This window comes from Dietzia sp. SL131, from assembly GCF_026672565.1.
GTDB classification, from domain to species: Bacteria; Actinomycetota; Actinomycetes; order Mycobacteriales; family Mycobacteriaceae; genus Dietzia; species Dietzia kunjamensis.
The window spans coordinates 404862-430427 of record NZ_JAPPRI010000003.1; the positions used below are offsets into that span (position 1 = coordinate 404862).

Below are 25566 nucleotides of genomic sequence, written 5' to 3' on the forward strand. Positions count from 1 at the left end.
ACTGGTCCCAGGCGGACGCGCACCCCCGCGCAGCCGTGCAGAACCGGCGCGTAGGTCCGGGTTACTTCCTCGGTCGCAGGAAAGGCGCCAGCGCGTCCAACACGGCCGGGTCCTCGATCGTCGAGGGCACCACCACGTCCTGCTGGCCGTCGGCGATCTGCCGCATGGTCTTGCGCAGGATCTTGCCCGACCGGGTCTTGGGCAGCCCCTGGACCACCGTGCAGTCCCGGAACGTGGCCACCGCCCCGATCTCGTCACGCACCATCGCCACCAGCTCGGCCCGCAGCTCCTCGGGGTCCCGGACCTGGCCGGACTTGAGGACCACGTACCCGACGGGCCGCTGGCCCTTCAGCTCGTCCCTGACCCCGATCACGGCGGCCTCCGCCACGGCGGGGTGGGTCGCGATGACGGCCTCCATCGACCCGGTCGACAGGCGGTGGCCGGCCACGTTGATCACGTCGTCGGTCCGGCCCATCACGTAGACGTAGCCGTCGGAGTCGATGTACCCGCCGTCCCCGGTCGAGTAGTACCCGTCGAAGACCGACATGTACGAGGAGACGAACCGTTCGTCGTCCTCCCACAGCCCCGCCAGCGTCCCCGGTGCCATGGGCAGCTTGATCGCGAGATTGCCTTCCTCGCCCGCGGGCAGCGGGTTGCCCTCGCCGTCGAGAACGTGCAGGTCGTACCCGGGCACGGCGACGGTGGGCGAGCCCGCCTTGATCGGCATCGGCTCCAGACCGCGCAGGTTGGACGCGATCGGCCACCCTGTCTCGGTCTGCCACCAGTTGTCCACCACCGGCGTGCCGAGCTTGTCGGTGGCCCACTGGTAGGTGTCGGGGTCCAGGCGCTCACCCGCGCAGAACAGCGTGCGCAGGGAGGACAGGTCGTACTTGTCGACCTCGGCGCCCTCCGGATCCTCCCTGCGCACCGCGCGGACGGCGGTCGGGGCGGTGAAGAGCGCGGTGGCACGGTGCTCGGAGATGACCCGCCAGAAGGCACCGGCATCCGGCGTGCCGACCGGCTTGCCCTCGTAGATGATGGACGTCGCACCGATCAACAGCGGTGCGTAGACGATGTACGAGTGGCCGACCACCCAGCCCACGTCCGAGGCGGTCCACCACACCTCACCCGGCCGGACCCCGTAGACGTTCCACATCGACCACGCGAGCGCGACCGCATGGCCACCGTTGTCCCGCACGACGCCCTTGGGCAGGCCCGTGGTACCGGAGGTGTAGAGGATGTACAGGGGGTCGGTGGCCTTGACGGGCACCGGGGCCGCCCGCTCGGACGCGGCGACGGCGTCATCCCAGTAGCTCCAGGTGGTGCCCGGCGTCTCCGGGAAGGCCTCGTCGCGGAACTGCTCGTGACGCGGGGCCACGATCACGGCGCCGGGGGTGTGCCGGGTGAGTTCGAGAGCCTTGGTCACCATGGGGAAGTACGGCACCTTGCGGGTCGGCTCGATCCCGCCGTGGGAGGTGACGATGACCTTCGGGCGCGCGTCGTCGATACGAATCGCCAACTCCGGGGCGGCGAAGCCCCCGAAGACGACGGAGTGCACCGCACCGAGCCGGGCACACGCGAGCATCGCGACGGCCGCGCGGGGAACCATGGGCATGTAGATGACGACCCTGTCGCCCCGCCCGACGCCCTCGGCGGCCAGCGCTCCGGCGAACTCCTCGACCCGGTCCAGCAGCTGGGCGTAGGTGATGGTCTCCTTCACCCCGGTCACGGCGGAGTCGTAGATGAACGCGGCCTGGTCCCCCCGGCCCGCCTCGACGTGGCGGTCCACGCAGTTGTAGGAGGTGTTCAGCTCCCCGTCCGGGAACCAGCGGTAGAACGGCGGGCGAGAGCGGTCGACCGCCGTGGTCGGAGGCGTGGTCCAGTCGATATCCGCCGCGACGTCGAGCCAGAACGCGTCGGGATCGCTGATCGAGAGCCGGTGGGCGGCGGCATAGGACGAGGCGGTGGAGTCCGACATCGGGAGTTCCCCTCACAGGTGGCAGCGTGCCCGCCGGCCGGGCCGACGGGCTGTGACAGGACTCACTCTAGTGGCAGGCCGAGCTCCCGATACCTCATCATCCGCTCGGCATACCTCCGCTCAGGGGGGCGCCTGCGGACCTCGAGGAGGGCCGCGGCGACGGCATCGGCCATCCGGTCGCAGAAGGAATCCGGTTCGTCGGCGGCGTCGGGCCTCTCCGGGACCACCACGTCCACGATCCCGGCTCCCAGCAGGTCGGCGGAGGTGATCCCCTGCGATCGGGCGACCTCCGGCGCCCGGGAGGTCTCGTGGTGGAGGATGGCGCTGGCGCCCTCGGGCGGGAGCGGTGCGAGCCACCCGTGCCGTGCACACAGGACCCGGTCGGCCGGGAGCAGCGCGAGGGCGGCCCCGCCGGTGCCCTGGCCGAGTATCACCGAGACGGTCGGGCTGGACAGCGTGACCAGGTCCGCGAGGCTCCGGGCGATCTCGCCCGCGAGGCCGCCCTCTTCCGCCTCCCGGGACAGCGCGGCCCCCCGGGTATCGATGAGCAACACCAGCGGAACGCCCATCTCCGCCGCGATCCGCATCCCACGGCGGGCCGACCGCAACGCGGACGGACCGAGCGGGCTCGTCTCGTTCTCCGCATCGCGGTCCTGGGCCAGGACGACCGCGGACTGGCCCCGGAAGCGCGCCAGGGAGAGCAGGAGGGACCCACTGTCCTCTCCCTGCCCCGTCCCCGACAGCGGGACGCGGGTGGGTGCAACCCGGTCGAGGAAGGCGCGGGCGCCCGGGCGGTCGTGCCGGCGGGACCGGGTGATGGCGTCCCAGGCGTCGGGTGGGGTGCCGTCGTCGGGCTCCGGCTCGGGTACGGGGCCGGGCGGTGGGGCCGGCTCGTCGTGGGAGGGCGGGTCCTGGCACAGCACCCGCAACGCCCGCGCGGTGAGGTCCCGCAGGCCCTCGGGAGGGAGGACACCGTCGATCATCCCGCGGCGTGCGAGGTTCTCCGAGACCTGGACGCCGTCGGGGAAGGGGGCGTCGTAGAGGGCCTCGTACACGCGGGGTCCGAGGAACCCGATGAGTGCTCCGGGTTCCGCGACGGACACGTGCCCCAGTGAGCCCCAGGACGCGAACACGCCGCCGGTGGTGGGGTGCCGCAGATAGACGAGGTAGGGCAGGCCAGCGGTCTTGTGTCCCGCCACCGCGGCCGAGATCTTGACCATCTGCAGGAATGCGATCGTGCCCTCCTGCATCCGGGTACCACCGGAGGTGGGGGAGGCGAGGATGGGCAGGCCCTCGGCGGTCGCCCGTTCGATCGCCGAGACGATCCTCTCGGCGGCGGCGATCCCGATGGAGCCGGCGAGGAAATCGAACTCGCATGCGATGAGCACCACGCGTCGACCCAGCAGGGTTCCTTCGCCGGTGATGACGGACTCGTCCACTCCCGATTTCTCCGCCGCCCGCCGCAGGGAGTCCTCGTACCCGGGCACCGAGTCCACGTGGGGCGGGCGTACCGGAGCGCCGTCCCACGGTCGGAACGAACCGTCATCGAGGACCAGGTCGAGGATCTGCAGTGCTCCCGTTCGCGCCATGACCGCATCGTACGGTGGGGGCGACTACCAGCCGGTATCCTCGGCGCAGGGGTGCGCCGCCGCACCCCCCGTCCCGCAGAGGAGGCCCCGTCGCCATGATCGTCACCCGCAGGGACGGCGCAGTCGTCGTCGTCACCATCGACCGTCACGAGACCCGCAACGCCCTGGACGCCGAGGTGTGTACCGCGCTGCGGGAGGCCGTCGAGGCCGCCGGGGTTGAGGCCGAGTCCGAGGATCCGGTCCGGGCGATCGTCATCACGGGCGCGGGAACCGCGTTCTGCGCCGGGGCCGACCTGTCCGGCGGGGTGTACAACTCGAACTTCTACGACTGCCACGCCGGGATGCTCCGGGCCGTCGAATCGGCTCCCGTGCCGGTCATCGCAGCCGTCAACGGACCGGCCGTGGGCGCCGGTGTGCAGCTCGCGCTGGCCGCGGATCTCCGGGTGGTGGCACCGGGCGCGGTCTTCGCCGTCCCGGTCGTCAAGGTGGGGCTGGCGCTCGACAACTGGACGATCAAGCGGCTCGCCAACGTCGTCGGCGGCGGGCACGCCCGCTCGGTCCTCATGACCGCGCGCCCCGTCGGCGCGGAGGAGGCGGCCCGGATCGGCCTGGCGAACGAGATCGGTGACATGGATTCGGCGATGGAGCTCGCGGCGGAGCTCGCCCGCTCGGCGCCGCTGAGCCTGCGGCACATCAAGACCGTCATCAACGACGACGACGCCCGGCTGCTCCCGCGGGACGAGCACACCGAGCTCCAGCTCCGGGCCTGGGGCAGTGAGGACATGGCCGAGGCCCGGGCCGCGCGCGCCGAGAAGAGGCCCCCCGTCTTCCGCGGACGCTGACGCGCCACACCAGCGGTAGGGCGCGCCGCGGCGGCTCCCACGTGTCGGCCCCACGTGGACCCCGGCCCGGGTACGATTCCAGCGCCCGACCCGGATCCGCCTGACGTGGGCGTCTGGCACGGCCCCGGGTAAATGACATCCAGGGGGAACGCCAGCGATGGCCAGGCACAGTGCGTCGCCGCAGAGTGGGAATCCGACGGCCCGCAGGGTCGTCCTCGTGGGAGCCGCGCTCCTCGCGGTCGTGCTCGTCGCGGTACTGGTGCTCGCCGGGCTCTCCCGGGCCGGTGTCGGTGGATTCTGTGGAGACGACCTCCGGATCAGTGTCGCCGCCGAGCCCGAGATCGCCGACCACGTGGATGCCCTGGCCGAGGATGCCGACGGGTGCTATTCCTTCGAGGTCGCCCCTGTCTCGTCGGCTGACCTCGCCGGGCGTGTCGCCTCCCGTGAGGCGCTCCCCGACATCTGGGTCCCGGACTCGGCGGTGCGGCTCGCGCAACTGTCGCGGGACGTGCAGATCCCCTTCGACACGGTGGTGAACTCGCTCGCGTCCACCCCGGTGGTCATCGCGTCCCGCGACACCCCGGTCGACATGTCGACGTGGACCTCCGCCCTGGCGACCCCGGGACTGATGATGGGCGATCCCGTCCGGTCCGGGATCGCGGACGCGCCGATCCTCGCCGCCGCGTCCGAGGTGGAGATCATGCGGTCGACCGCGGACGCACTGGGCGCGTCCATGGCGATCCTGGCGCAGGGGCAGATGAGCCGCATGGAGGTTCCCCCGACATCGCGCGAGATGCTGGACAGGGTGGTCTCCGGGGGCGGCGCGACGATCGTGACGGAGCGTGAGGCGGTGCTCGCCCGGCGTGAGGCCCCGCACGCGGGACTCCAGATCGCCGCTCCCGCCACCGGGGCGGTGTTCCTCGGGTACCCGCTGGCGGTGACCACCCAGGACCCGACCCGGCGAGCCGAGGTCGCCGGTGCCGCCGAAGCACTCCGCGACGCCACGGCCTCGCCCGCCCACCGCGACGGCCTCTCGGCGGACGGTTTCCGGAAAGCGGACCGCGCGCCCCTCGCGGACGGGTCAGGGGTGGGCGAGATCGAGATGCTCGTCGTCCGCGACCCCGACCGCCTCCACGGCGTCCTCCGACGGTGGCGGGTGTTGGCGATGCCCGGGCGGTCCCTCGTCCTGGTGGACACCTCGGGATCGATGGGATTCGGGATACCGGGTACGAACCGGACCCGGATCGAGGCACTGGTCGCCACGGCGGGCGCCGGCCTCGGGCAGTTCCCCGACGACGCGGCTCTCGGGCTGTGGGCGTTCGGCGGGGCCGCCGGCCGGGATGGCAGGCCCTACGCGGAGGTCGCGCCACTCCGACGACTCGACGAGGCCGGCGCCGACGGTTCGCACCGGGAGGCCCTCGGCGGCGCGCTGGCGGCCCTGCCCGGTCTGGTGGGCGGCGGAACCGACCTCTACCGGTCCGTACTCGACGCCTACGCCCAGGTGCGCTCCGGCTACGACCCCAACATGGTCAATTCGATCATCGTGATCTCCGACGGGGCCGACGACGCCACCTCGGACCTCGACGAAGGGGAGTTCCTCGCCCGACTACGCGACATGGTCACCCCGTCGCGCCCGGTGATCGTCGTGACGATCAGTCTGCTCGACGACGCCGCGTCGGGCACCCTGGCGGAGATCTCCCGGGTGACCGGCGGCAGCAGCCACGTCGCGCGGACGCCCGACGAGATCGTGCGGGTGTTCGCCGACGCGGTGGGCCGTCGCGGAGCGGCGCCCGGCGCCTGACTCCCTTAACCCCGGATAGAGGTAGCTGCCCCCTCGGATGGGGGTGCGGCATCCTCCGGTTTCCAGGGAATCGACCGCGTTGCCTGAGAGTCTTCGCCGAGAACTTGTGTTACGTGTCACACTTCCTCCGTCACTATCTGTGAGGCGCATCACTACAGGGGTGCGCTGATGAGAACCCGAAACGGAGGACCTCCGTGTCCCAACCAACTGATCCGCCGACGGGGGGCGCATCGCGGCGAACCCCAGGAACGGCGGAGTTCACGGCGATGCAGTCCAGCCCCGCCTTCCAGGAGTTGCGCAGCAAGTTCCGGGCGTTCGTCTTCCCCATGACCGTCGCCTTCCTCATCTGGTACTTCCTCTATGTCATCCTCGCCGTCTACGCCACGGACTTCATGGCCACGAAGGTCTTCGGAAACATCACCTGGGGGCTGATCATCGGGCTGGGGCAGTTCGTGACCACCTTCCTCATCACGTTCCTCTACATCCGGTTCGCCAACCGCGTGATCGACCCCCGTGCGGAATCCATCCGCCTCGAGCTGGAAGGTGAGGCTGTCTGATGGATTGGCTACTCAACATCAATGAACTCACGCCGGGTGAGCAGGTAGGCAGCACGCTGCTCAACATGGTCGTGTTCGGGATCTTCATCGTCATCACGATGACGCTCGTCCTGAGGGCATCCAAGTCCACGAAGTCGACGAAGGACTTCTACACCGGTGGGTCGAGCTTCACCGGTCCGCAGAACGGGTTCGCGATCGCCGGTGACTATCTGTCGGCGGCATCCTTCCTCGGCATCGCCGGCGCCATCGCGATCAACGGCTACGACGGCTTCCTCTACTCGATCGGATTCCTCGTCGCCTGGCTCGTCGCCCTGATGCTCGTCGCCGAGCTGATGCGCAACACCGGCCGGTTCACCATGGCCGACGTGCTCAGCTTCCGCCTCAACCAGCGGCCCGTCCGGATGGCGGCGGCCCTGGCCACCCTCGCGGTGTGCCTGTTCTATCTCATCGCCCAGATGGCGGGCGCGGGTGGCCTCGTCGCCCTCCTGCTGAACATCAACGACTCCACGGGGCAGGCGATCGTCGTCGCGGCCGTGGGGCTGCTGATGATCGTCTACGTGCTGGTCGGCGGCATGAAGGGCACGACCTACGTCCAGATGGTCAAGGCCGTCCTGCTGGTCAGTGGCGTCCTCATCATGTGCCTCATGGTTCTCGTGGCCGCCCGCGGCAACTTCTCCGCGCTCCTGGGTGAAGCAGTCGCGAACTCGGGCAAGGATCTGCTGCAGCCCGGTCTGCAGTACGGCGCCACCGAGACCAGCAAGCTGGACTTCGTCTCGTTGTCGATCGCACTCGTCTTCGGTACCGCCGGCCTGCCCCACGTGCTCATGCGCTTCTACACGGTCCCCACCGCCAAGGAGGCCCGCCGGTCCGTCACCTGGGCCATCGCCCTCATCGGCGGGTTCTACCTGTTCACCCTCGTGCTCGGCTTCGGTGCCGCGGCGATGGTCGGACCGGAGGTCATCGAGGCCGCGCCCGGTGGCGTGAACTCGGCGGCACCACTGCTCGCGTTCGCCCTCGGCGGTGAGATCTTCCTCGGCATCATCTCCGCGGTCGCCTTCGCGACGATCCTGGCGGTGGTGGCGGGGCTGGCGATCACGGCGTCCGCATCGTTCGCCCACGACATCTACAACGGCGTCATCAAGCACGGAAAGGCCACCGAGAAGTCGCAGCTCCGGGTCTCGCGGATCACGGTCGTCGTGATCGGGCTCCTGTCGATCGTCATGGGTATCGGCGCCATGGGGCAGAACATCGCCTTCCTCGTCGCCCTGGCCTTCGCGATCGCCGCGTCGGCGAACCTGCCGACGATCCTGTACTCGCTGTTCTGGAAGCGGTTCAACACCACCGGCGCCCTGTTCTCGATGTACGGCGGGCTCATCAGCACCCTGGTGCTGATCGCGCTCTCGCCGGCGGTCTCCGGTGGCGAGAAGTCGATGATCACGGGCGTCGACTTCTCCCTGTTCCCGCTCTCGAACCCGGGCATCGTGTCGATCCCGCTGGCGTTCCTGCTGGGCATCGTCGGCACGTTCATCGGGAAGAAGGACGAGTTCCCGGAGAAGCGGGTGGAGATGGAGGTCCGTTCCCTCACCGGTGTCGGTGTGGAGAAGACCATCGCTCACTGACGTCTCCTCGGCGGGCCCACCACCACGGGCCCCCGCCGGGTCCGCCCGGTCGTCCTCGGACGACCGGGCGGACCTCGTCGTGGGCCGGGAGGGACTACCCTCAGTGGGCACCACACCGATTCGGAGGCGGTAGAGATGTATCCCGGACAGGACGACCAGACCCGACGCATGGGGCAGCAGCCCGACTCGCGTGCCTACTCGCGGATGGGCGACGACCAGGCCTACGACCCCGCCTATGACGACGGCTACGGAGCCGACGGGGGATACGCCGCCGCGCCCGCGGCGAAGCGCCGTGGCCCCGCCCTCGATGTGGGCAAGTTCGCCGGCAGCGTGGTCGCGACCGCCCTTGTGGCGGCCATCGCCGGATGGCTGATCGCATGGATCGTGGAAGCGGTGTTCGCGCGTTTCGGCCACCAGTGGGCCAACGGCGGGAACACGCCCACGATGTACGCGGTCTACGGGGCCGTCGCCGCGCTCCTCGCCGGGCTGCTCTGGTACCTGCTGCTCGTCGGCACGGCCAACCCCCAGCAGTTCTACTCCTGGACCGTCGGGCTGCTCATCGTCGCCGCCGTGGCGCTGCCGCTGCTGGTCACGGTGCCGTTCCTCGACGGCCTGGCCGCCGCGATCGTCCACCTGTTCATCGGGTTGCCGATCCTGGCGCTGACCAGCGCATTCTCCGCCACTCTTCGGCGATGACGCGCCTGCGGCGGCCGTGACGGCCGGCCGCTGTGGGTGGTGCCCCCGAGAGGAATCGAACCTCCGACACCGGCTTTAGGAGAGCCGTGCTCTATCCACTGAGCTACGAGGGCGGGAACCGGGGAGAGTCTAACCGATGGGCAGGGGATCGTGATCGCCGACTTGGAGTGAGTGGTCCCGGCCGGTAGTCTTGACCGTCGGCGTCCATGTCATCCCCTGGTGGGACGGTGGACCACCTCGCGCGGGTCACCACCGGCCGCCGTTCGAGGGGGAGGGCGCCCGCCCGGCCGGCAGCCCACTAGACAGACAGAGGTATCGCCTGTGTCCACGTACACCCCCAAGCCCGGGGACGTGACGCGCGCCTGGTACGTCATCGACGCCACTGATGTGGTTCTCGGTCGACTCGCCGTCCAGGTCGCCAACATCCTCCGTGGCAAGCACAAGCCGCAGTTCGCCCCGAACGCCGACACCGGCGACTTCGTCATCATCATCAACGCCGACAAGGTCGCGATCTCGTCCAACAAGCGTGACCGCGTGGTGCAGCACCGCCACTCCGGTTTCCCGGGCGGCCTGAAGTCGCAGACCCTGGGCAAGGCCATGGACACCCGTCCCGACCGCGTCGTCGAGAAGGCCGTCAAGGGCATGCTGCCGAGCAACAAGCTCGGCCGTGCCGTCGCCTCCAAGCTCAAGGTGTACGCGGGTCCCGATCACCCGCACGCCGCCCAGCAGCCCGTGCCCTTCGAGATCAAGCAGGTGGCCCAGTGACCGACGAGAACATCACCCCCGAGGCCGAGGTCGCCGACGACGTGGTGGCGGACCTCGCCGCCGAGGTCGCCGAGGACTACAGCGAGGCCGACTACGCCGGTGGCACCGACTTCGTCGCCGACGCCGACGCCCAGCTGGGGTCGACCGTCACCTCCGGTCCGGCCCAGGCCGTCGGACGTCGCAAGGAAGCCGTCGCCCGCGTGCGCCTGCTCCCCGGTTCCGGCCAGTTCACCCTGAACGGCCGCACCCTCGAGGAGTACTTCCCGAACAAGGTGCACCAGCAGCTCGTCAAGTCGCCGCTGGTCCTCGTCGAGCGCGACGAGCAGTTCGACATCGTGGCACTGCTCCACGGTGGCGGCCCCTCGGGTCAGGCCGGCGCGCTGCGTCTGGCCATCGCCCGCGCGCTCATCCAGTACTCGCCGGACGACCGCCCGGCGCTCAAGAAGGCGGGCTTCCTCACGCGCGACGCCCGTGCCGTCGAGCGCAAGAAGGCCGGCCTCAAGAAGGCCCGTAAGGCCCCGCAGTACTCGAAGCGCTGATCCACCCGGGTCGCGTCACCGGAGCAGGCCCCTGCGTATGCGGGGGCCTGCTCCGGTCCATTTGCCCACTGCACTGTGGGTCGGGGTTATCCTGACCCGGCCATTCACGCCCACCGTCCGCGGCGGGGCGAACCACCACCCCCGGAGGACCACACGATATGACGCGACTGTTCGGCACCGACGGGGTCCGCGGACTCGCCAACCGGACCCTCACCGTCGACCTGGCCGTGCGCCTGGGGGCGGCCGCCGCGGCGGTCCTGGCGACCGAGGTCGAGCCGTCGCCCCGGCGGTCCGGATCCCGGCCCGTCGCCGTCGTCGGCCGTGACCCCCGTGTCTCCGGGGAGATGCTCGAGGCCGCCCTGGCCGCCGGCCTGGCGAGTCAGGGCGTCGATGTCCTGCTCGTGGGCGAGTTGCCGACCCCGGCCGTCGCCCACCTCACGGCCCAGCACGAGGCCGAGCTGGGTGCCGTGATCTCCGCCTCGCACAACGCGATGCCGGACAACGGCATCAAGTTCTTCGCCGCCGGGGGCCACAAGCTGGCCGACGAGGTGGAGGACCGTGTCGAGGCCGCCCTCACCGACGGTGCCATCACCGGACCGACCGGCTCAGCGATCGGCCGTATCTCGCGGGCGCCGCAGGAGGACGCCCTGGACGGCTATGTCCGGCACCTGCTCGATGCCACGCCGGGCCGGTTGGACGGGCTCGTCGTCGTCGTCGACTGCGCCAACGGCGCCGCCAGCGCGGCGGCCCCGCGTGCCTACCGCGAGGCCGGCGCCACGGTGATCGAGATCCACGCCAGCCCCGACGGCTACAACATCAACGACAACTGCGGTTCCACCCACCTCGACGACGTCCGCGCCGCGGTGCGCGCGCACGGCGCCGACCTGGGCCTGGCGCACGACGGCGACGCGGACCGGTGTCTGGCCATCGACGCCTCCGGCGAGGTTGTCGACGGCGACCAGATCATGGCGATCCTGGCCCTGGCGATGCGCGACTCCGGGGAACTCGTCGGCAACACACTGGTGGCCACCATCATGAGCAACCTGGGGCTCAAGGTCGCCATGCGGGAGGCCGGGATCGAGATCACCGAGACCAAGGTGGGCGACCGCTACGTCCTCGAGCGTCTGCGCGAGGGTGGGTACAGCCTCGGCGGCGAACAGTCCGGGCACCTCGTGCTGCCCGCCCACGCCACCACCGGTGACGGCGTGCTCACCGGGTTGCGCCTCATGGCCCGCATGGCGGAGACCGGCAAGTCGCTGGCCGAGCTCGCCGGGGTCATGACCGTGCTGCCGCAGGTCCTCGTCAACGTGCCGGTCGAGGACAAGGCCGCAGTCGTGGCATCCGGGGCGGTCTGTGACGCCGTGGTGGGGGAGGAGCGCAGGCTCGGCTCCACAGGCCGCGTGCTTCTGCGTCCCTCCGGCACCGAGCAGCTCGTCCGCGTGATGGTCGAGGCGGAGGACGCGAACCTGGCCGGCGAGGTCGCCGAGCGCCTGGCGGGCGTGGTCGCCGCCGTGTGACCGGCCGGGCCCGTGCGCTCTCCGGCGCCGGGCCCCGGCGACCGGGCCCCACGGGCCGGGCACCGGAGGGCGATCAGCCGCCCGTGAAGGACTTGACCAGCTTGAGCATCGGCGGGGCGCTGGCGAGCAGGTCGTCGGCCTCCTCGTCGAGCATCTCGTGGGTGACCGTGACGGTGCCCTTGAACTCCGCCTCCGGATCGGCGAACGCGGCATAGGTGTCGTCGTCGGTCAGGGTGGCCAGCAGGTACCCCGCCAGCAGCGGGCGCACGGCCCGATGGGTGCGGAGGTCGGGGTCCGCCAACCCGACCCGCTCGAGAAGCGGGTTGCGCTCGACCAGACCCGTCTCGATCGCCTTCTCCAGGCGTCGGTGTACCAGGTCGCCGCGCCACAGGCGCTGCAGATCGCGGGCGTCCTCGGAGTGGACCCCGCCCGCACCCGAGAGCAGCAGGGCGGGGGCGTCGACGGTCATCGCCCGATCGGCGGCCGAGGGCACGGTCTCGGTGGGGAAGACCATGACCACCCCGTCGATGTCGGTGCGCTGGGAGGCCAGCAGCGCGGCGACCCCGCCGCCGAGACCGTGCCCGGCCACGGCGATCCGGTGTGGATCTGCCCGGACGGCCCCACGGCCCAGGGTGGCCTGGAGGACGTCCTCCAGCGCGGCGGACAGGTGATCCGCGTAGTGCTGGTGGTTCGGCCTCAGGCCGCGGTCCGAGGCGGGCGCCACCACCACGAACCCCCACGACGCGAGATGCTTGAGGGTGTCGACGTAGTGCTCGGGCCCCCTGGTCCAGTCGTGGGCCCAACCCACGAGCGGGGCCGGCGACGGAGCGCCGCGGGGGACGAACACGACCCCCGGCGTCCCGGTGAAACCGAGGTCGCCCCTGTCGACACCGTAGGGGCCGCGTCGGGACACCTGGGCGAGCAGTTCCTTCGTCTTCTTGGCCACGATGGCCACAGTATCGCCTCGGGGGCGACGAAGGGGCGAGGGTCCCCGGACTGCGTGGCTACACTTAGCGGCCATGTGCGGAATCGTCGGATATGTCGGGCACAGGCCCGCCCTCCCTGTCGTCGTCGAGGCCCTGCGGCGGATGGAGTACCGCGGCTACGACTCGGCTGGTGTCGCCGTCCTCGACGGCGCGGGCACCTCCCGGGTCGAGAAGAAGGAGGGCAAGCTCGCCAACCTCGAGGCGGAGCTCACGGCGGCGGGCGGGGGCGGGTTCCCGGGTACCACCGGCATCGGCCACACCCGCTGGGCCACCCACGGTCGCCCGAGCGACCGGAACGCCCACCCGCACGTCTCGGGCGACGTCGCGATCGTGCACAACGGCATCATCGAGAACTTCGCCCCGCTGCGCGCGGAGCTCGAGGCCGCCGGGGTCGATCTGGAGTCCGACACCGACTCGGAGGTGGCTGCCCACCTGGTGCGGTGCGAGATGGAGTCGGGCCGCAGCGGCGGTGACTTCGTCGCCGCGTGCCGCACCGTGCTCCGCCGCCTCGAGGGCGCGTTCACCCTGGTCTTCAGCCACGCGGCCCACCCGGACGTCCTGGTGGCCGCGCGCCGCTCGACCCCACTGGTGCTGGGCGTCGGCGAAGGCGAGATGTTCCTCGGTTCCGACGTCGCGGCGTTCATCGAGCACACCCGCGAGGCGGTCGAGCTCGGCCAGGACAACGTCGTGGTGTTGCGGGCCGACTCCTACGAGATCACCGACTTCGCCGGAGAGCCCAGCGAGGGGCGCCCCTTCCACATCGACTGGGATCTCGCCGCCGCCGAGAAGGGCGGTTACGACTACTTCATGCTCAAGGAGATCGCCGAGCAGCCGCAGGCGGTCGCCGACACGCTGCTGGGCCATTTCCAGAACGGCCGCATCGTGTTGGACGAGCAGCGGATGACAGACCAGGACCTGAGGGACATCGACAAGGTGTTCATCGTCGCCTGCGGCAGCGCCTACCACTCCGGCATGGTCGCCAAGTACGCGATCGAGCACTGGACGCGCCTGCCATGCGAGGTCGAGATCGCCTCGGAGTTCCGTTATCGCGACCCGGTCCTGGACCGTTCCACGCTGGTGGTGGCCATCTCCCAGTCCGGCGAGACCGCGGACACCCTCGAGGCGGTCCGCCACGCCAAGTCCCAGAAGGCGCGCGTCCTGGCCGTGTGCAACACCAACGGCTCGCAGATCCCGCGGGAGGCCGACGCCGTCCTGTACACGCACGCCGGTCCCGAGATCGGTGTCGCGTCGACGAAGGCGTACCTGGCTCAGATCACCGCCAACTACCTCGTGGGCCTCGCGCTCGCGCAGGCCCGCGGCACCAAGTACCCGGACGAGGTGGCCGCCGAGTTCCGTCAACTCGAGCAGATGCCGCACGAGATCCAGAAGGTCGTGGACTCCCTCGACCCGGTCCGCGGGATCGCCCGGGAGCTCGCCGGCGCCAAGTCGGTGCTGTTCCTGGGGCGCCACGTCGGCTACCCGACGGCCCTCGAGGGCGCGCTCAAGCTCAAGGAGCTCGCGTACATGCACGCCGAGGGCTTCCCGGCGGGCGAACTCAAGCACGGGCCCATCGCGCTCATCGAGGAGGGCCTGCCGGTCTTCATCGTGATGCCGCCGGTCGAGGGCCGCGGGGTGCTGCACTCGAAGCTGGTGAGCAACATCCAGGAGATCAGGGCCCGCGGCGCGCGGACCATCGTGATCGCCGAGGAGGGTGACGACGTCGTCCGGCCGCTGTCGGACTACTTCATCCCGATCCCGGCGTCGACCACTCTCCTGCAGCCGCTGCTGGCCACCATCCCGTACCAGGCGTTCGCGGCCGAGGTCGCGGCCGCGCGGGGGTACGACGTGGACAAGCCGCGCAACCTCGCCAAGTCCGTCACGGTGGAGTAGGACGGCGGGGGCCACGGCAATGAGGCGCGCTCACCCGGTCGGGCAGATCAGGGATGCCGAGCGCCCGCTCATCGCCGCCGCCGCAGCCTCCGGGGACCCGGATGCGGTGATGCGCCGTGCCGCGGCCGGGGTGGCCCACCACACCGCCGTCCTCCTGAGGGAGCGCACCGGGGGCCTCTATGGCCGGACGGTGCAGTTGCTGGTCGGTGCAGGCGACAACGGGGGCGACGCGCTCTACGCCGGCGCGATGCTCCGGGCCCGTGGCTGTCGCGTCGACGCCGTGATGCTCGACCCGGTCCGCGCACACTCTCGCGGCCTGGTCGCCCTGCGCCGTGTCGGCGGGCGGATCCACGACACGGAGTCGGTGGGCTCTCGTCTTCCGGTCCCGGATGTCGCCGTCGACGGCGTGGTGGGCCTGGGCGGACGCGGACCGCTGCGCCAGCCGGCCGACCGGATCGTCGACGGCCTGGCCGCGGCCGGGGTTCCGTGGGTGGCAGTGGATCTGCCCAGCGGGGTCGACGCCGACACCGGCACCGTCCACGACGCCCACGTTCCCGCCACCCTCACCGTGACGTTCGGGCTGCTGCGGCGGGCCCACTTGCTGGCTTCGCCGGTGTGCGGCCGCGTCGAGGTGGTGGATATCGGCCTCATCGATCCCACGGATCCCGTGCAGGCGCGTCGTCTGCAGATGCAGGAGCGCGTGCCGGACTATCTGAGCGCCGGTCCGGACACTGTCGTCGCCCACTCCCGCGCCGAGGTGGGGCGCACGTGGCCGGTGCCCGGCCCGGCCGACGACAAGTACACCCAGGGCGTCGTGGCCGTGCGCGCTGGATCCGACCGGTATCCGGGGGCAGCGGTGCTGTGTGCGTCCGCCGCCGTGGCGGCGACGTCGGGGATGGTGAGGTACGTCGGATCCGCCGCGGGGGCGGTGCTCGCGGCCCGACCGGAGGTGGTGTGCCACCCGACGGTGGCCGAGGCCGGCACCGCCCAGGCGTGGGTGGTGGGGCCGGGCGGCGGGACGGGGACCGACGCGGTGGCCGACATCGACGCGGTCCTGTCGACGGGACGGCCCACCGTCCTCGACGCCGACGCCCTCACCTGCATCGCCACCCACCCCGTGCTGCTGCGCAGCGCCACCGCGCCCGTACTGCTCACCCCGCATGCCGGCGAGTTCGACCGCCTCACCGGTGGATGGGACCGCGGGGACCGCCCCGGCGCGCTGCGCCGCTTCGTCGCGGGTCTGCGCGAGCGCGGGATCGGGGCGACGGTGCTGCTCAAGGGGCGGGTCACCCTGATAGACGACGGTGAGACGACGTTCGCCGTGGATGTCGGTTCCTCGTGGGCCGCGACAGCGGGCTCGGGCGATGTCCTGGCCGGGATGGCGGGCGCGCTGCTGGCGAGCGGCATGGGTGTCGGTGGCACGGGGGTCGGTGGCAGGGGTGTCGGTGGCAGGGGGTGGGCGGTTCCGTTCCCGGGGAGTCGTTGGCGTGGCCGGCGGTCGCGGCCGCGACGGCGCACGGGGAGGCCGCGCGGCGGGCCGCGCACCGCCAGGGAGTGGCGGGTGCGCCGATCGGGGCCTCCGATCTGCTGGCAGCAGTGCGGGGAGCGATCTCCGCCCTGCGGGGGGCGTGAATCGCCCACCGGTGGTGCTTTTTGGCAGTATTGACGAAATGGGTCCAGTTGTCCCCCCGGCGCCGTGCCGCGCCGAGATCGATCTGGACGCGATCGAGCACAACAGTCGCGTCCTGGTCCGAGCTGCGCGCGGGGCGCGGGTCATGGCCGTGGTCAAGGCGGACGCCTATGGTCACGGGGCCGTCCCGGTCTCACTGGCCGCACTGCGCGGTGGCGCGCACGCCCTCGGCGTGACGACCATCGCGGAGGCGACGCAGCTTCGGTCGGCGGGGATCGGGGCCGAGATCCTGGCGTGGCTCTACTCGGCGTCCGATGACGTCCGGTCGGCCCTGGAGGCCGACATCGACCTCGCCGTCCCGAGCCCGGGTCACCTCGACACCGTTCTCGAGGCCGCCCGACGTACCGGCCGCCGCGCGCGGATCACCCCCAAGATCGACACGGGTCTCGCCCGGTCGGGCATCGCGTTGGAGGACTGGCCGGCCGTGCTCGAGCGGCTGGTCGCGGCGACCGCCGGCGGTCTCGTCGAGGTGACGGGGTTGATGGCGCACTTCGCCCACGCCGATGATCCGGGCAACCCGGTGATCGACCTGCAGGTGGCCCGGCTGCACGAGTGCGTGTCCCTCGCGCGTGCCCGGGGGCTGGAGTGCCCGGTCAACCACCACGCCAATTCGGCGGCGACCCTGACCCGCCCCGAGGACGGCTTCGAGATGGTCCGGCCGGGGATCGCGCTCTACGGTCTCAACCCGGTCGAAGGCCTGGAGGCCGACCTGGTCCCGGCCATGACGTTCTCGGCGGAGGTCCTCCTGGTGAGGCGCGTGGCCGCCGGTCAGGGCGTGAGCTACGGGCACACGTGGCACGCCCCGCACGACACCACCGTTGCCCTGATCGCTGCCGGTTACGCCGACGGGGTGTGGCGGCTGCTGTCGGGCCGGATGGACGTCACGATCGGCGGACGCCGGTATCCGAACGTCGGCCGCGTCTGCATGGACCAGTTCGTCGTCGACCTCGGCCCGGAGCCCGCGACGCCGGTCCGGGTGGGGGACACCGCGGTGCTGTTCGGGAACGGGGCCGACGGCGGCCCGACGGCCGCCGAGTGGGCCAGGACGGTCGGCACCATCCATTACGAGGTGGTCACCGCCGTGCGGGGGCGTGCCGAGAGGCACCACGTCCTTCGTGCGTCACACGGTGCCGACCGGGGGCGGGAGGCTGCGATATGAGCGAGGACAACGACGACGACGAGGTGACCGGTCGCAGCGGAAGGCCCCGGATCCGTCTGCCCAGACGCCCGGCCCGGTCCGCGGCCGAGGAGCCGGTGGAGATCCGACCACCCGAGGTCGTGGGGGGCGCGCCCGGGGATCTCGAGGCGATCAGGGAGCATATCCGGACCCCGGGAGGGCTGCGTGCGGGCCTGGGAGCCCTCGGTGCGGCCACGCTCGGTTCGGTGGTCACGCTGCTGCCCGGTCGACGGGCCAACGACCCGTGGGCCGGCGAGGACATGTGGGAACTCGGAGTGGACCGTGGCTCCATGGTCGCCGCCTCCGACGGTGTGCCGCTCGCGGTGCGGGAGGCCGGCCCCACCGATGCGCCGATGACCGTCGTGTTCGCCCACGGCTACACCCTGTCGATGGACAGCTGGCACTTCCAGCGGCGCCATCTCGCGGACCGGTTCGGCTCGGAGATCCGGATGGTGTTCTACGACCAGCGTGGACACGGGCTGAGCGGGATGAGTTCGCGGAAGAACTCCACCATCGACCAGCTGTCCCGGGACCTCGACACCGTCATCTCGGCGACGGCACCCACCGGTCCGGTGGTGGTGATCGGGCATTCCATGGGCGGGATGACGGTCATGGGATATGCCGCGCGCCACCCGGAGACCGTGCGGGAGCGCGTCCTGGGGGCCGGGCTGGTCTCCACCGCGATGGCCGAGCTCTCCGAGGCGGGGCTCGGCGCGGTGCTCGACAACAAATCCGTCGCGCGGCTCGCCGGTCTCGCAGGCCGGAGTCCCGGGGTGTTCACCAACGGTCGGCGGGCCCTCGGGGCGCTCATCTCGCCGTTCATCTACGGCGGCTCGTTCGGTGACCCCGCCGCGATGAGCCCGACCGTCGCCCGGTTCGTGGACAAACTCATCGGCTCGACCGACGTGCTGACCATCGCCAACTTCTTCGAGACCCTCACCCAGCACGACGAGTCGGCCGCCGTGCCCGTCCTGCGGGACGTCCGCACGACCGTCCTGTGCGGTGACCGCGACCTGCTCACCCCGCTCGACCGGTCGGTCGACATCGTCGAGGAACTGCCGGACGCCGAGTTCGTGGTGGTCCCGGGTGCCGGGCACATGGTGATGCTGGAGGAGCCCGCCCACGTGTCCGAGGTGCTGGGGGACCTGGTGGCCGACGCGATCATCGAATGGCGGGAGCGGGAGCGTCGCGCCGACGGCGTGGGCCGCGCCGCCATGCCCCCGCCGGACCGGGGCGCCGGTGGGGAGACGGCCCCGTCCACCGACCACGACCGGGCCTCGTGACGATCCGCGTCCCCGGGCAGCGCGACCTGCCGACGGCGGAGGACACCCGGGCACTGGGCGCCGAGCTCGCCGGCCTCCTGCGGGCCGGCGACGTGGTGATCCTCGACGGCCCCCTCGGCGCCGGCAAGACCGCGCTGACCACCGGGATCGCCGCCGGCCTGGGGGTACGCGGGCGCATCACCTCGCCGACCTTCGTCATCGCCCGTCGCCACGCCCCGGCGACGCCCGGCCGTCCGGGGCTGGTCCACGTCGACGCCTACCGACTGCTCGGCGGCCAGGACCCGGACGGTCCGCAACCGACCAGGGCCGACCTGGCCGACGAACTGGAATCGCTCGATCTCGACACGGCACTCGACAGCGACGTGGTGGTCGTCGAGTGGGGCGCCGGATTCGTCGACTCCCTCGTCGAGGCGCCACTGGTCGTCACCCTGCGTCGGCCCGACGGCACCGACGGCACCGACGTCCGGACGGCGAGCTGGCGCCGGGACGCCTCGGACGGTCCCGCACCCGGCCCGGCGGTACCCTGACCCCGTGCTCGTCCTCGCCGTAGACACCTCCACGCCCTTCGTCACCGCAGGGGTGTGCCGACTCGTGCCCAGCGACCGAGACCCGCAGGTGGATGCACTGGCCACGCGGGTCACCGAGGACGCCCGCGCCCACGCGGAGCTGCTCACCCCGCACATCCTCGAGTGCCTCACCGCCGCGGGCCTCACGCCGCGCGAGCTCGACGCCGTGGTCGTGGGCATCGGTCCGGGACCGTTCACCGGCCTGCGCGTCGGGATGGCGACCGCAGCCGCATTCGCCGACGCCATCTCCAGGCCGGTCCACGGGGTGTGTTCGCTGGACGGGCTCGCGGCCACCGCGCGCGCCGCCGGGGCGACCGGAGACCTCGTCGTCGTCACCGACGCCCGCCGCCGGGAGGCGTACCACGCCCGCTACTCCGCGGACGGCGCACGGACCTCGGGCCCCACGGTGGGCCCCGCCGCCGGGATCGACGTGGACGGCGTCGACCACCTGGTCGGCGACCCCGTGCGCCTGGGAGAGGTCACCGCCGCCGGCCACGCCGCCGCGGGGATCCTCGAGGCGGTCACCGCGCCCGACCCCGCCGGCCTCGTCACCGTCGCGGCCCCCGACCTCCTCGCGGGCACGGCCCCGGCGCCGCTGGAACCGCTCTACCTGCGTCGGCCCGACGCCGTCCCGCCCCGGCGCGCCGCACCCTCGACCGCGCTGCGGGGGGTCCAGCGGTGACCGGGACGCCGCCGGACGCGATCGTGCACGACCATCTGGTCGCCGACGACGCCATGCGGTGCGCCGACCTCGAGAGGGTGCTGTTCCCCGCCGACGGCCCGTGGTCGGCGGCGGCGTTCCTGTCGGAGATCGGTTCCCGGCACACCCACTGCTTCGCGGCGCGGGCGGACGGGGTCCTCGTCGGCTACGCCGTGCTGGCCGTGCTCGGCCCCGTGGGCGACCGTGAGTACGAGGTGCACACCATCGGGGTCGATCCGGCCCACCAGGGCCAGGGGATCGGGCGCACGCTCCTGCGCCGCATGCTCGACGTGGCGGACGCGGACGCGGCGCCGGTGGTGCTGGACGTGCGGACCGACAACGTCCCGGCCCGCACGCTGTACGAGGCCCACGGGTTCGAGGTGGTGGGGCTGCGTCCCCGGTACTACCGGCCCAGCAGGGCCGACGCGCACCTCATGGTGCGGCCGGCGGGAGCCGGTGGTCAGAACGACGCGGAGAAGGTGAGCGGCCGGTGAGAACCGTCATGGGGATCGAGAGCTCGTGCGACGAGACGGGGGTCGCCGTCGCGCGCGTGCACGACGACGGGCGCGCCGAGTTGCTGTCCGACGTGGTCGCCTCGTCGATGTCCGAACACGCCCGGTTCGGCGGAGTCGTCCCGGAGATCGCCTCCCGCGCCCACCTCGAGGCGCTGGTGCCCACCGTTCGCGCCGCCCTCGCCGAGGCGGGGGTGGAGCGGCCGGACGCCGTCGCCGCCACCATCGGGCCCGGCCTGTCCGGGGCGCTGCTCGTGGGGTCGTCCGCCGCCAAGGCCTATGCGGCCGCGTGGGGGGCCCCGTTCTACGCCGTCAACCACCTCGTCGGTCACGTCGCCGTCGCGGGCTTCGACGGTGACCCGCTTCCCGAGTGCGTGGCCCTGCTGGTCTCCGGTGGGCACACCCAGCTGCTGCACGTGCGCTCGCTCACCGAGCCGGTCGTCGAGCTCGGCTCGACCGTCGACGACGCGGCCGGGGAGGCCTACGACAAGGTGGCCCGGCTGCTCGGCCTGGGGTACCCGGGCGGACCCGTGATCGACCGGCTCGCCCGCACCGGTGACCCCGCGGCGATCGCCTTCCCGCGGGGGATGACCGGCCCGCGCGACGCCCGGCACGACTTCTCGTTCTCCGGGCTCAAGACCTCGGTCGCCCGACGCATCGAGGCCGCCGAACGCGACGGCGAACAGCTCGACGTGGCGGACGTCGCGGCCTCGTTCCAGGAGGCGGTGGCCGACGTGCTCACCATGAAGGCGGTCCGGGCCTGCACCGACCTGGGCGCGGACACCCTGCTCGTGGGGGGCGGGGTCGCCGCCAACTCCAGGCTGCGTGACCTCGCCGCGAGCAGGTGTGCCGACGCGGGCCTGACCCTGCGCGTCCCGAGGCCGCGGTTGTGCACCGACAACGGCGCGATGGTGGTGGGGGTCGCCTCCGCGCTCCTCGCCGCGGACGCGGACCCCAGCCCCCTGACCGTGGCGGCCGACCCCGGGCTGCCGGTCGAGGTCACCCAGATCGCCTAGTAGCCGAGGAGTGCCATCCCCACGGTGGTGAACGTGAACGCCATCAGCAGGAACGCGGCGACCGCGGCCAGGCAGAGGTAGCCGATCACGAGGGCGGACACGGCCATCTCCCTTCCGGCCTCGCCGCTGCGGGTGATCTGCCTGAGGGACGTGTGTCCGATCGCGACCACGACGACCGCGACGGCGGCCGGGACCAGCGGCACGAACAGGCCGAGGAACGAGCCGAACACCACGTTCGCGACGGCGATCACGAGGGCGACGACGGCCAGTGTGTTGGTCCCGGGAGGGTGGAACGATCCCGGCGTGCCGTCGGACCCGGTTCGGCGGCGCGGCCCGTCGGGCCGATCCCCTGGCTTCTCGGGTGGGTGCATACGAGGAGGTCACTCCTGGGGTGGGTGGGTGTGGCCCGCCGGTGCCCCGGGGGAGCGGTCGACCCGCGTCCGTTGCGCGAAGTACAGTCCCAACCCCGCGAGGGTGATCCCGCCGATGAAGTTACCGACATGCACCGGGATCTGGTTCCACAGCAGCCAGTCGGCGATGCTCACATCGGCCCCGAGCATCATGCCCGCGGGGATCGTGAAGTGGTTGACGACCGCGTGCTCGTAACCGAGGGCGAAGAACGTGAGGATCGGCAGCCAGATGGCGAGGATCTTGCCCGAGGTGCTCGTGGAGGAGAAGGACATGATCACGCCGAGCGCGACCAGCCAGTTGCACAGCACCGCGCTCAGCGTCACCCAACCGAGTCCGGTGACGACGCCGGCCTCCTTGTAGGCCACCGTCTTCTCCACCGCGAGGTCCACCAGGCCCTGGGCCCCGGTGGCGTCGGGTTCGGTCCCCATCCCGGTGAGCACGGAGGTCAGCATCCACGCCGCCGCGAGCCCGCCGACAGTGTGCCCGAGGATCATCCAGCCGAAGATCCGTAGGCAGTCGCGCACCCGGAGGCGGCCCTCCATCGCGGCCAGCGGGACCAGCCCGTAGGCGCCGGTGACGAGTTCCCAGCCGAGCAGGACGACCATGGTGAGGCCCAGTGGGAAGAGTACGGCGCCGAGGATCGCCACTCCGGTCGCCTCGGTGGCCACGACGGCCAGTAGGGTGGCCGCGCCGAGCAGGTAGACGGCGAGGAAGCCGCGGAGGGCCAGTTGCCACCCCGGGGCGTCGGCTTTCGCCTCCCCGCCCTCGACTGCGGCGGTGACGATGTCGGGGGGCGCGACTGCGGTCATTTCTGGGCCTCGCTGTACTCGATCGGGATCGGGTCGGGCAGAGGGGGTGGTCCGGTTGATGTCCGTGCGGTGCGGGTGAGCCTACCCGCGGCGCAGGCCCGCGCCGAGCGTTCTCCGATCTCCAGCGGACCCCGATGGCGGCGAACCCGCACGCGGTTTCCTTGAGTGCTGGCACTCGCCTGTGTAGAGTGCCAATAGACACGGAGCTCCGAGGGCGCCACCCGCGACGGTGCACGCGGCAGCCCGGGTCGTACATAAACCACGGGCCGCCTTCCGGCGTCCCGATCTGTCCAACCACACTCCGAGTCGCCCGGGATCCGGGCGGCCACACCCCATACGGGAGGATCATCGTGGCGATCAAGCCGCTTGAGGACAAGATTCTCGTCCAGGCCCTCGAGGCCGAGACCACCACGGCGTCGGGTCTCGTCATCCCGGACACCGCCAAGGAGAAGCCCCAGGAGGGCACCGTCGTCGCGGTCGGCAAGGGCCGCTTCGACGAGGACGGCGACCGCATCCCCATGGACATCAAGGAGGGGGACAAGGTCATCTACTCGAAGTACGGCGGCACCGAGATCAAGTACGAGGGCAAGGAGTACCTGATCCTCTCCTCGCGTGACGTCCTCGCCGTCATCGACTGACGTGAGCTGTTGACCCCCGCCCCGGCGGCGCCGGCCAGAGCCAGGCACCACCGGGGCGGAGGTGTCTCACCCCGCGGTACCCGCCCGTCACGACCACCCACTTCCCTCCAGGAGTTCCATCGATGTCCAAATTGATCGCGTTCGACGAGGAGGCCCGCAAGGGCATGCTCGCCGGTGTCGACGAGCTCGCCGACACAGTCAAGGTCACGCTCGGCCCGAAGGGCCGTCACGTCGTGCTCGCCAAGGCCTTCGGCGGGCCCACCGTCACCAATGACGGTGTCTCCATCGCCCGCGAGATCGAGCTCTCCGAGCCGTTCGCGAACCTCGGCGCACAGCTGGTCAAGAGTGTCGCCACCAAGACCAACGACGTCGCGGGCGACGGCACCACCACCGCCACCGTGCTCGCCCAGGCACTCATCCGCCAGGGGCTGCGCAACGTGGCCGCCGGCTCCAACCCGATGGCGATGGGCAAGGGCATCGAGAAGGCCTCCGCCGCCGTCGTGGAGTTCCTCCGCGCGGCAGCGACACCGGTCTCCGGCTCGGACGCCGTCTCGCAGGTGGCGACCGTCTCGTCGCGTGACCCCGAGATCGGTCGCATGGTCGCCGAGGCCATGGACGCCGTCGGAGTCAACGGCGTCGTCTCCGTCGAGGAGTCCCAGGGGCTGCACACCGAGGTGTCGGTCACCGAGGGCATCGCCTTCGACAAGGGCTTCCTCTCGCCGTACTTCGTCACCGACCCCGACGAGCAGAAGGCCATCCACGAGGACGTGCTGATCCTGATCCACCGGGAGAAGATCAGCTCCCTGCCGGATCTGCTGCCGCTGCTGGAGAAGGTCGCCGAGACCGGCAAGCCGCTGCTCATCATCGCGGAGGACGTCGACGGCGAGGCGCTGTCGACCCTCGTGGTCAACTCGATCCGCAAGACCCTCAAGGTCGTCGCGATCAAGGCCCCGTTCTTCGGTGACCGGCGCAAGGCCTTCCAGGAGGATCTGGCGATCGTCACCAAGGGGCAGGTCATCAGTCCCGACCTGGGCATGAAGCTGTCGGAGTGCGGCCTGGACGTGCTCGGTCAGGCCCGGCGGGTGACCGTGTCCAAGGACGACACGATCATCGTGGACGGTGCCGGCGACCAGGCGGACGTCGACGCCCGCGTCGCGCAGCTGCGCCGCGAGGCCGAGGCCACCGACTCCGACTGGGACCGCGAGAAGCTCGAGGAGCGCGTCGCGAAGCTCGCCGGCGGTGTCGCCGTGATCCGCGTGGGTGCGGCCACCGAGACCGAGTTGACCGAACGCAAGCTCCGCGTCGAGGACGCCGTCAACTCGGCCAAGGCGGCCGTGGAAGAGGGCGTCATCGCCGGCGGTGGCTCCGTGTTGGTCCAGGCGGCCGCGGCACTCGAGCGGCTCGCCGCCGACACCGCCGACGCCGACGAGGCGGTCGGGGTGAACGTGGTCCGCAAGGCGCTGTCCGCCCCGCTGTTCTGGATCGCCGCCAATGCCGGCGAGGACGGCTCCGTCGTGGTGAGCAAGGTCTCCGAGATGGGCCCGCGCGACGGCTTCAACGCCGCCGTGGGGGAGTACGGTGACCTGGTCTCCGCCGGGATCATCGACCCGGTGAAGGTCACCTCCTCCGCCGTGGTCAACGCCTGCTCGGTCGCCCGTATGGTCCTCACGACCGAGACGGCGATCGTCGAGAAGCCCGAGGAGACGGGCGCCGGCGGCCACTCGCACGCCGGTCACTCGCACTGATCGCGTCCGGCCTCCCGGGCCCCGCTCTCCGCGCCGCGGGGACGGGGCCCGGCCCCGTTCCGGGCCGGTCACGTGGTCCCGCACGCCCCCCAGCGGTTACGCTTGGCGCTCAGCAGTGGTCCCACGACCCAGGGGTCACACGCCTGTTCTGAGCCCGAGCCACATCGGCCGCTGACGGGCCGGGACGTGGGATCCGTCGTGACGTGCGTCGCGACTCGAGAGAAAGGCCGTGCCCCGTAA

At 71.6% G+C, this 25566-nt stretch carries 22 protein-coding genes, 1 tRNA gene and 1 pseudogene; 18 read left to right on the forward strand and 6 right to left on the reverse strand.

Annotated elements, in window-relative coordinates:
* Positions 1-61: 61 nt before the first annotated feature.
* A complete protein-coding gene (locus tag OVA21_RS02585; RefSeq protein ID WP_268091716.1) occupies positions 62-1978 on the reverse strand; it encodes a propionyl-CoA synthetase in 1917 nt (638 codons plus the stop codon).
* Positions 1979-2040: 62 nt separating this feature from the next.
* A complete protein-coding gene (locus OVA21_RS02590; RefSeq protein WP_067712648.1) occupies positions 2041-3567 on the reverse strand; it encodes a carboxyl transferase domain-containing protein in 1527 nt (508 codons plus the stop codon).
* Between the two features lie 95 nt (positions 3568-3662).
* On the opposite strand from OVA21_RS02590, the gene OVA21_RS02595 reads away from it, so the two are divergent.
* The 5 genes from OVA21_RS02595 (at position 3663) to OVA21_RS02615 (ending at position 9082) form a co-directional block, all read left to right on the forward strand.
* A complete protein-coding gene (locus tag OVA21_RS02595) occupies positions 3663-4409 on the forward strand; it encodes an enoyl-CoA hydratase (protein WP_067712646.1) in 747 nt (248 codons plus the stop codon).
* Between the two features lie 217 nt (positions 4410-4626).
* A complete protein-coding gene (locus OVA21_RS02600) occupies positions 4627-6210 on the forward strand; it encodes a substrate-binding domain-containing protein (protein WP_268091717.1) in 1584 nt (527 codons plus the stop codon).
* Between the two features lie 266 nt (positions 6211-6476).
* Positions 6477-6767: a DUF485 domain-containing protein gene (locus OVA21_RS02605; RefSeq protein ID WP_067712641.1), complete on the forward strand. Its 291-nt coding sequence runs from the start codon at positions 6477-6479 to the stop codon at positions 6765-6767.
* On the forward strand, positions 6767-8386 hold the full coding sequence (locus OVA21_RS02610) for a solute symporter family protein (protein ID WP_069389713.1): 1620 nt from the start codon (positions 6767-6769) through the stop codon (positions 8384-8386). The genes OVA21_RS02605 and OVA21_RS02610 overlap by 1 nt, the downstream gene beginning before the upstream one ends.
* Positions 8387-8521: 135 nt before the next feature.
* Complete coding sequence (locus OVA21_RS02615) at positions 8522-9082, forward strand: hypothetical protein (protein ID WP_067712632.1); 561 nt, start codon at positions 8522-8524, stop codon at positions 9080-9082.
* Positions 9083-9119: 37 nt separating this feature from the next.
* Here OVA21_RS02615 and OVA21_RS02620 read toward each other — a convergent pair.
* Positions 9120-9195: transfer RNA gene (locus tag OVA21_RS02620), tRNA-Arg, on the reverse strand.
* Between the two features lie 208 nt (positions 9196-9403).
* Between OVA21_RS02620 and rplM the strand changes: the two genes are divergently transcribed.
* The 3 genes from rplM (at position 9404) to glmM (ending at position 11903) form a co-directional block, all read left to right on the forward strand.
* Positions 9404-9847, forward strand: a complete 444-nt coding sequence (gene rplM / locus OVA21_RS02625) for a 50S ribosomal protein L13 (protein WP_007627425.1) — start codon at positions 9404-9406, stop codon at positions 9845-9847.
* The gene (gene rpsI, locus OVA21_RS02630; protein WP_069389715.1) at positions 9844-10386 is read left to right on the forward strand and encodes a 30S ribosomal protein S9; all 543 of its coding nucleotides are present in this window, start codon (positions 9844-9846) and stop codon (positions 10384-10386) included. Before rplM ends, rpsI begins: the two co-directional genes overlap by 4 nt.
* 158 nt (positions 10387-10544) lie before the next feature.
* Positions 10545-11903 carry a phosphoglucosamine mutase gene (glmM, locus tag OVA21_RS02635; RefSeq protein ID WP_119192247.1) on the forward strand — a complete coding sequence of 453 codons (1359 nt, stop codon included), beginning with the start codon at positions 10545-10547 and terminating at the stop codon, positions 11901-11903.
* A gap of 73 nt (positions 11904-11976) precedes the next feature.
* Here the strand turns inward: glmM and OVA21_RS02640 are convergent, their stop codons facing one another.
* Positions 11977-12849 (reverse strand): dienelactone hydrolase family protein, encoded by an 873-nt coding sequence (locus OVA21_RS02640; protein ID WP_241504458.1) that lies wholly within the window; start codon positions 12847-12849, stop codon positions 11977-11979.
* A gap of 73 nt (positions 12850-12922) precedes the next feature.
* Here OVA21_RS02640 and glmS point away from each other — a divergent pair, with 73 nt between their 5' ends.
* The 8 genes and pseudogenes from glmS to tsaD all read left to right on the forward strand — a co-directional run bounded on the left by glmS (position 12923) and on the right by tsaD (position 21723).
* Positions 12923-14779, forward strand: coding sequence for a glutamine--fructose-6-phosphate transaminase (isomerizing) (glmS, locus tag OVA21_RS02645; RefSeq protein WP_069389716.1), 1857 nt, complete (start codon positions 12923-12925; stop codon positions 14777-14779).
* A 19-nt stretch (positions 14780-14798) separates the two neighbouring features.
* A pseudogene (locus OVA21_RS02650) lies at positions 14799-16411 on the forward strand (bifunctional ADP-dependent NAD(P)H-hydrate dehydratase/NAD(P)H-hydrate epimerase).
* 29 nt (positions 16412-16440) lie between these two features.
* Positions 16441-17628, forward strand: a complete 1188-nt coding sequence (alr, locus tag OVA21_RS02655) for an alanine racemase (protein WP_371607071.1) — start codon at positions 16441-16443, stop codon at positions 17626-17628.
* Positions 17625-18929, forward strand: a complete 1305-nt coding sequence (locus tag OVA21_RS02660) for an alpha/beta fold hydrolase (RefSeq protein ID WP_268091719.1) — start codon at positions 17625-17627, stop codon at positions 18927-18929. The genes alr and OVA21_RS02660 overlap by 4 nt, the downstream gene beginning before the upstream one ends.
* The gene (tsaE, locus tag OVA21_RS02665) at positions 18926-19456 is read left to right on the forward strand and encodes a tRNA (adenosine(37)-N6)-threonylcarbamoyltransferase complex ATPase subunit type 1 TsaE (RefSeq protein ID WP_268091720.1); all 531 of its coding nucleotides are present in this window, start codon (positions 18926-18928) and stop codon (positions 19454-19456) included. The genes OVA21_RS02660 and tsaE overlap by 4 nt, the downstream gene beginning before the upstream one ends.
* Positions 19457-19460: 4 nt before the next feature.
* Complete coding sequence (gene tsaB, locus OVA21_RS02670; protein WP_268091721.1) at positions 19461-20177, forward strand: tRNA (adenosine(37)-N6)-threonylcarbamoyltransferase complex dimerization subunit type 1 TsaB; 717 nt, start codon at positions 19461-19463, stop codon at positions 20175-20177.
* Between the two features lie 53 nt (positions 20178-20230).
* A complete protein-coding gene (gene rimI / locus OVA21_RS02675) occupies positions 20231-20689 on the forward strand; it encodes a ribosomal protein S18-alanine N-acetyltransferase (RefSeq protein ID WP_268093098.1) in 459 nt (152 codons plus the stop codon).
* Positions 20690-20697: 8 nt separating this feature from the next.
* Positions 20698-21723 carry a tRNA (adenosine(37)-N6)-threonylcarbamoyltransferase complex transferase subunit TsaD gene (gene tsaD, locus OVA21_RS02680; RefSeq protein ID WP_268093099.1) on the forward strand — a complete coding sequence of 342 codons (1026 nt, stop codon included), beginning with the start codon at positions 20698-20700 and terminating at the stop codon, positions 21721-21723.
* Here tsaD and OVA21_RS02685 read toward each other — a convergent pair.
* Together OVA21_RS02685 and OVA21_RS02690 are read right to left on the reverse strand one after the other, a co-directional pair.
* Positions 21720-22094 carry a DUF4190 domain-containing protein gene (locus tag OVA21_RS02685; RefSeq protein ID WP_096905925.1) on the reverse strand — a complete coding sequence of 125 codons (375 nt, stop codon included), beginning with the start codon at positions 22092-22094 and terminating at the stop codon, positions 21720-21722. The two genes, tsaD and OVA21_RS02685, sit on opposite strands and share 4 nt — an antisense overlap.
* Before the next feature lie 9 nt (positions 22095-22103).
* Positions 22104-22943 carry a formate/nitrite transporter family protein gene (locus tag OVA21_RS02690; RefSeq protein ID WP_268091722.1) on the reverse strand — a complete coding sequence of 280 codons (840 nt, stop codon included), beginning with the start codon at positions 22941-22943 and terminating at the stop codon, positions 22104-22106.
* A 344-nt stretch (positions 22944-23287) separates the two neighbouring features.
* On the opposite strand from OVA21_RS02690, the gene groES reads away from it, so the two are divergent.
* Complete coding sequence (gene groES / locus OVA21_RS02695; RefSeq protein WP_181694306.1) at positions 23288-23581, forward strand: co-chaperone GroES; 294 nt, start codon at positions 23288-23290, stop codon at positions 23579-23581.
* 122 nt (positions 23582-23703) lie between these two features.
* Positions 23704-25326, forward strand: coding sequence for a chaperonin GroEL (gene groL, locus OVA21_RS02700; protein ID WP_268091723.1), 1623 nt, complete (start codon positions 23704-23706; stop codon positions 25324-25326).
* Positions 25327-25566: the final 240 nt, after the last annotated feature.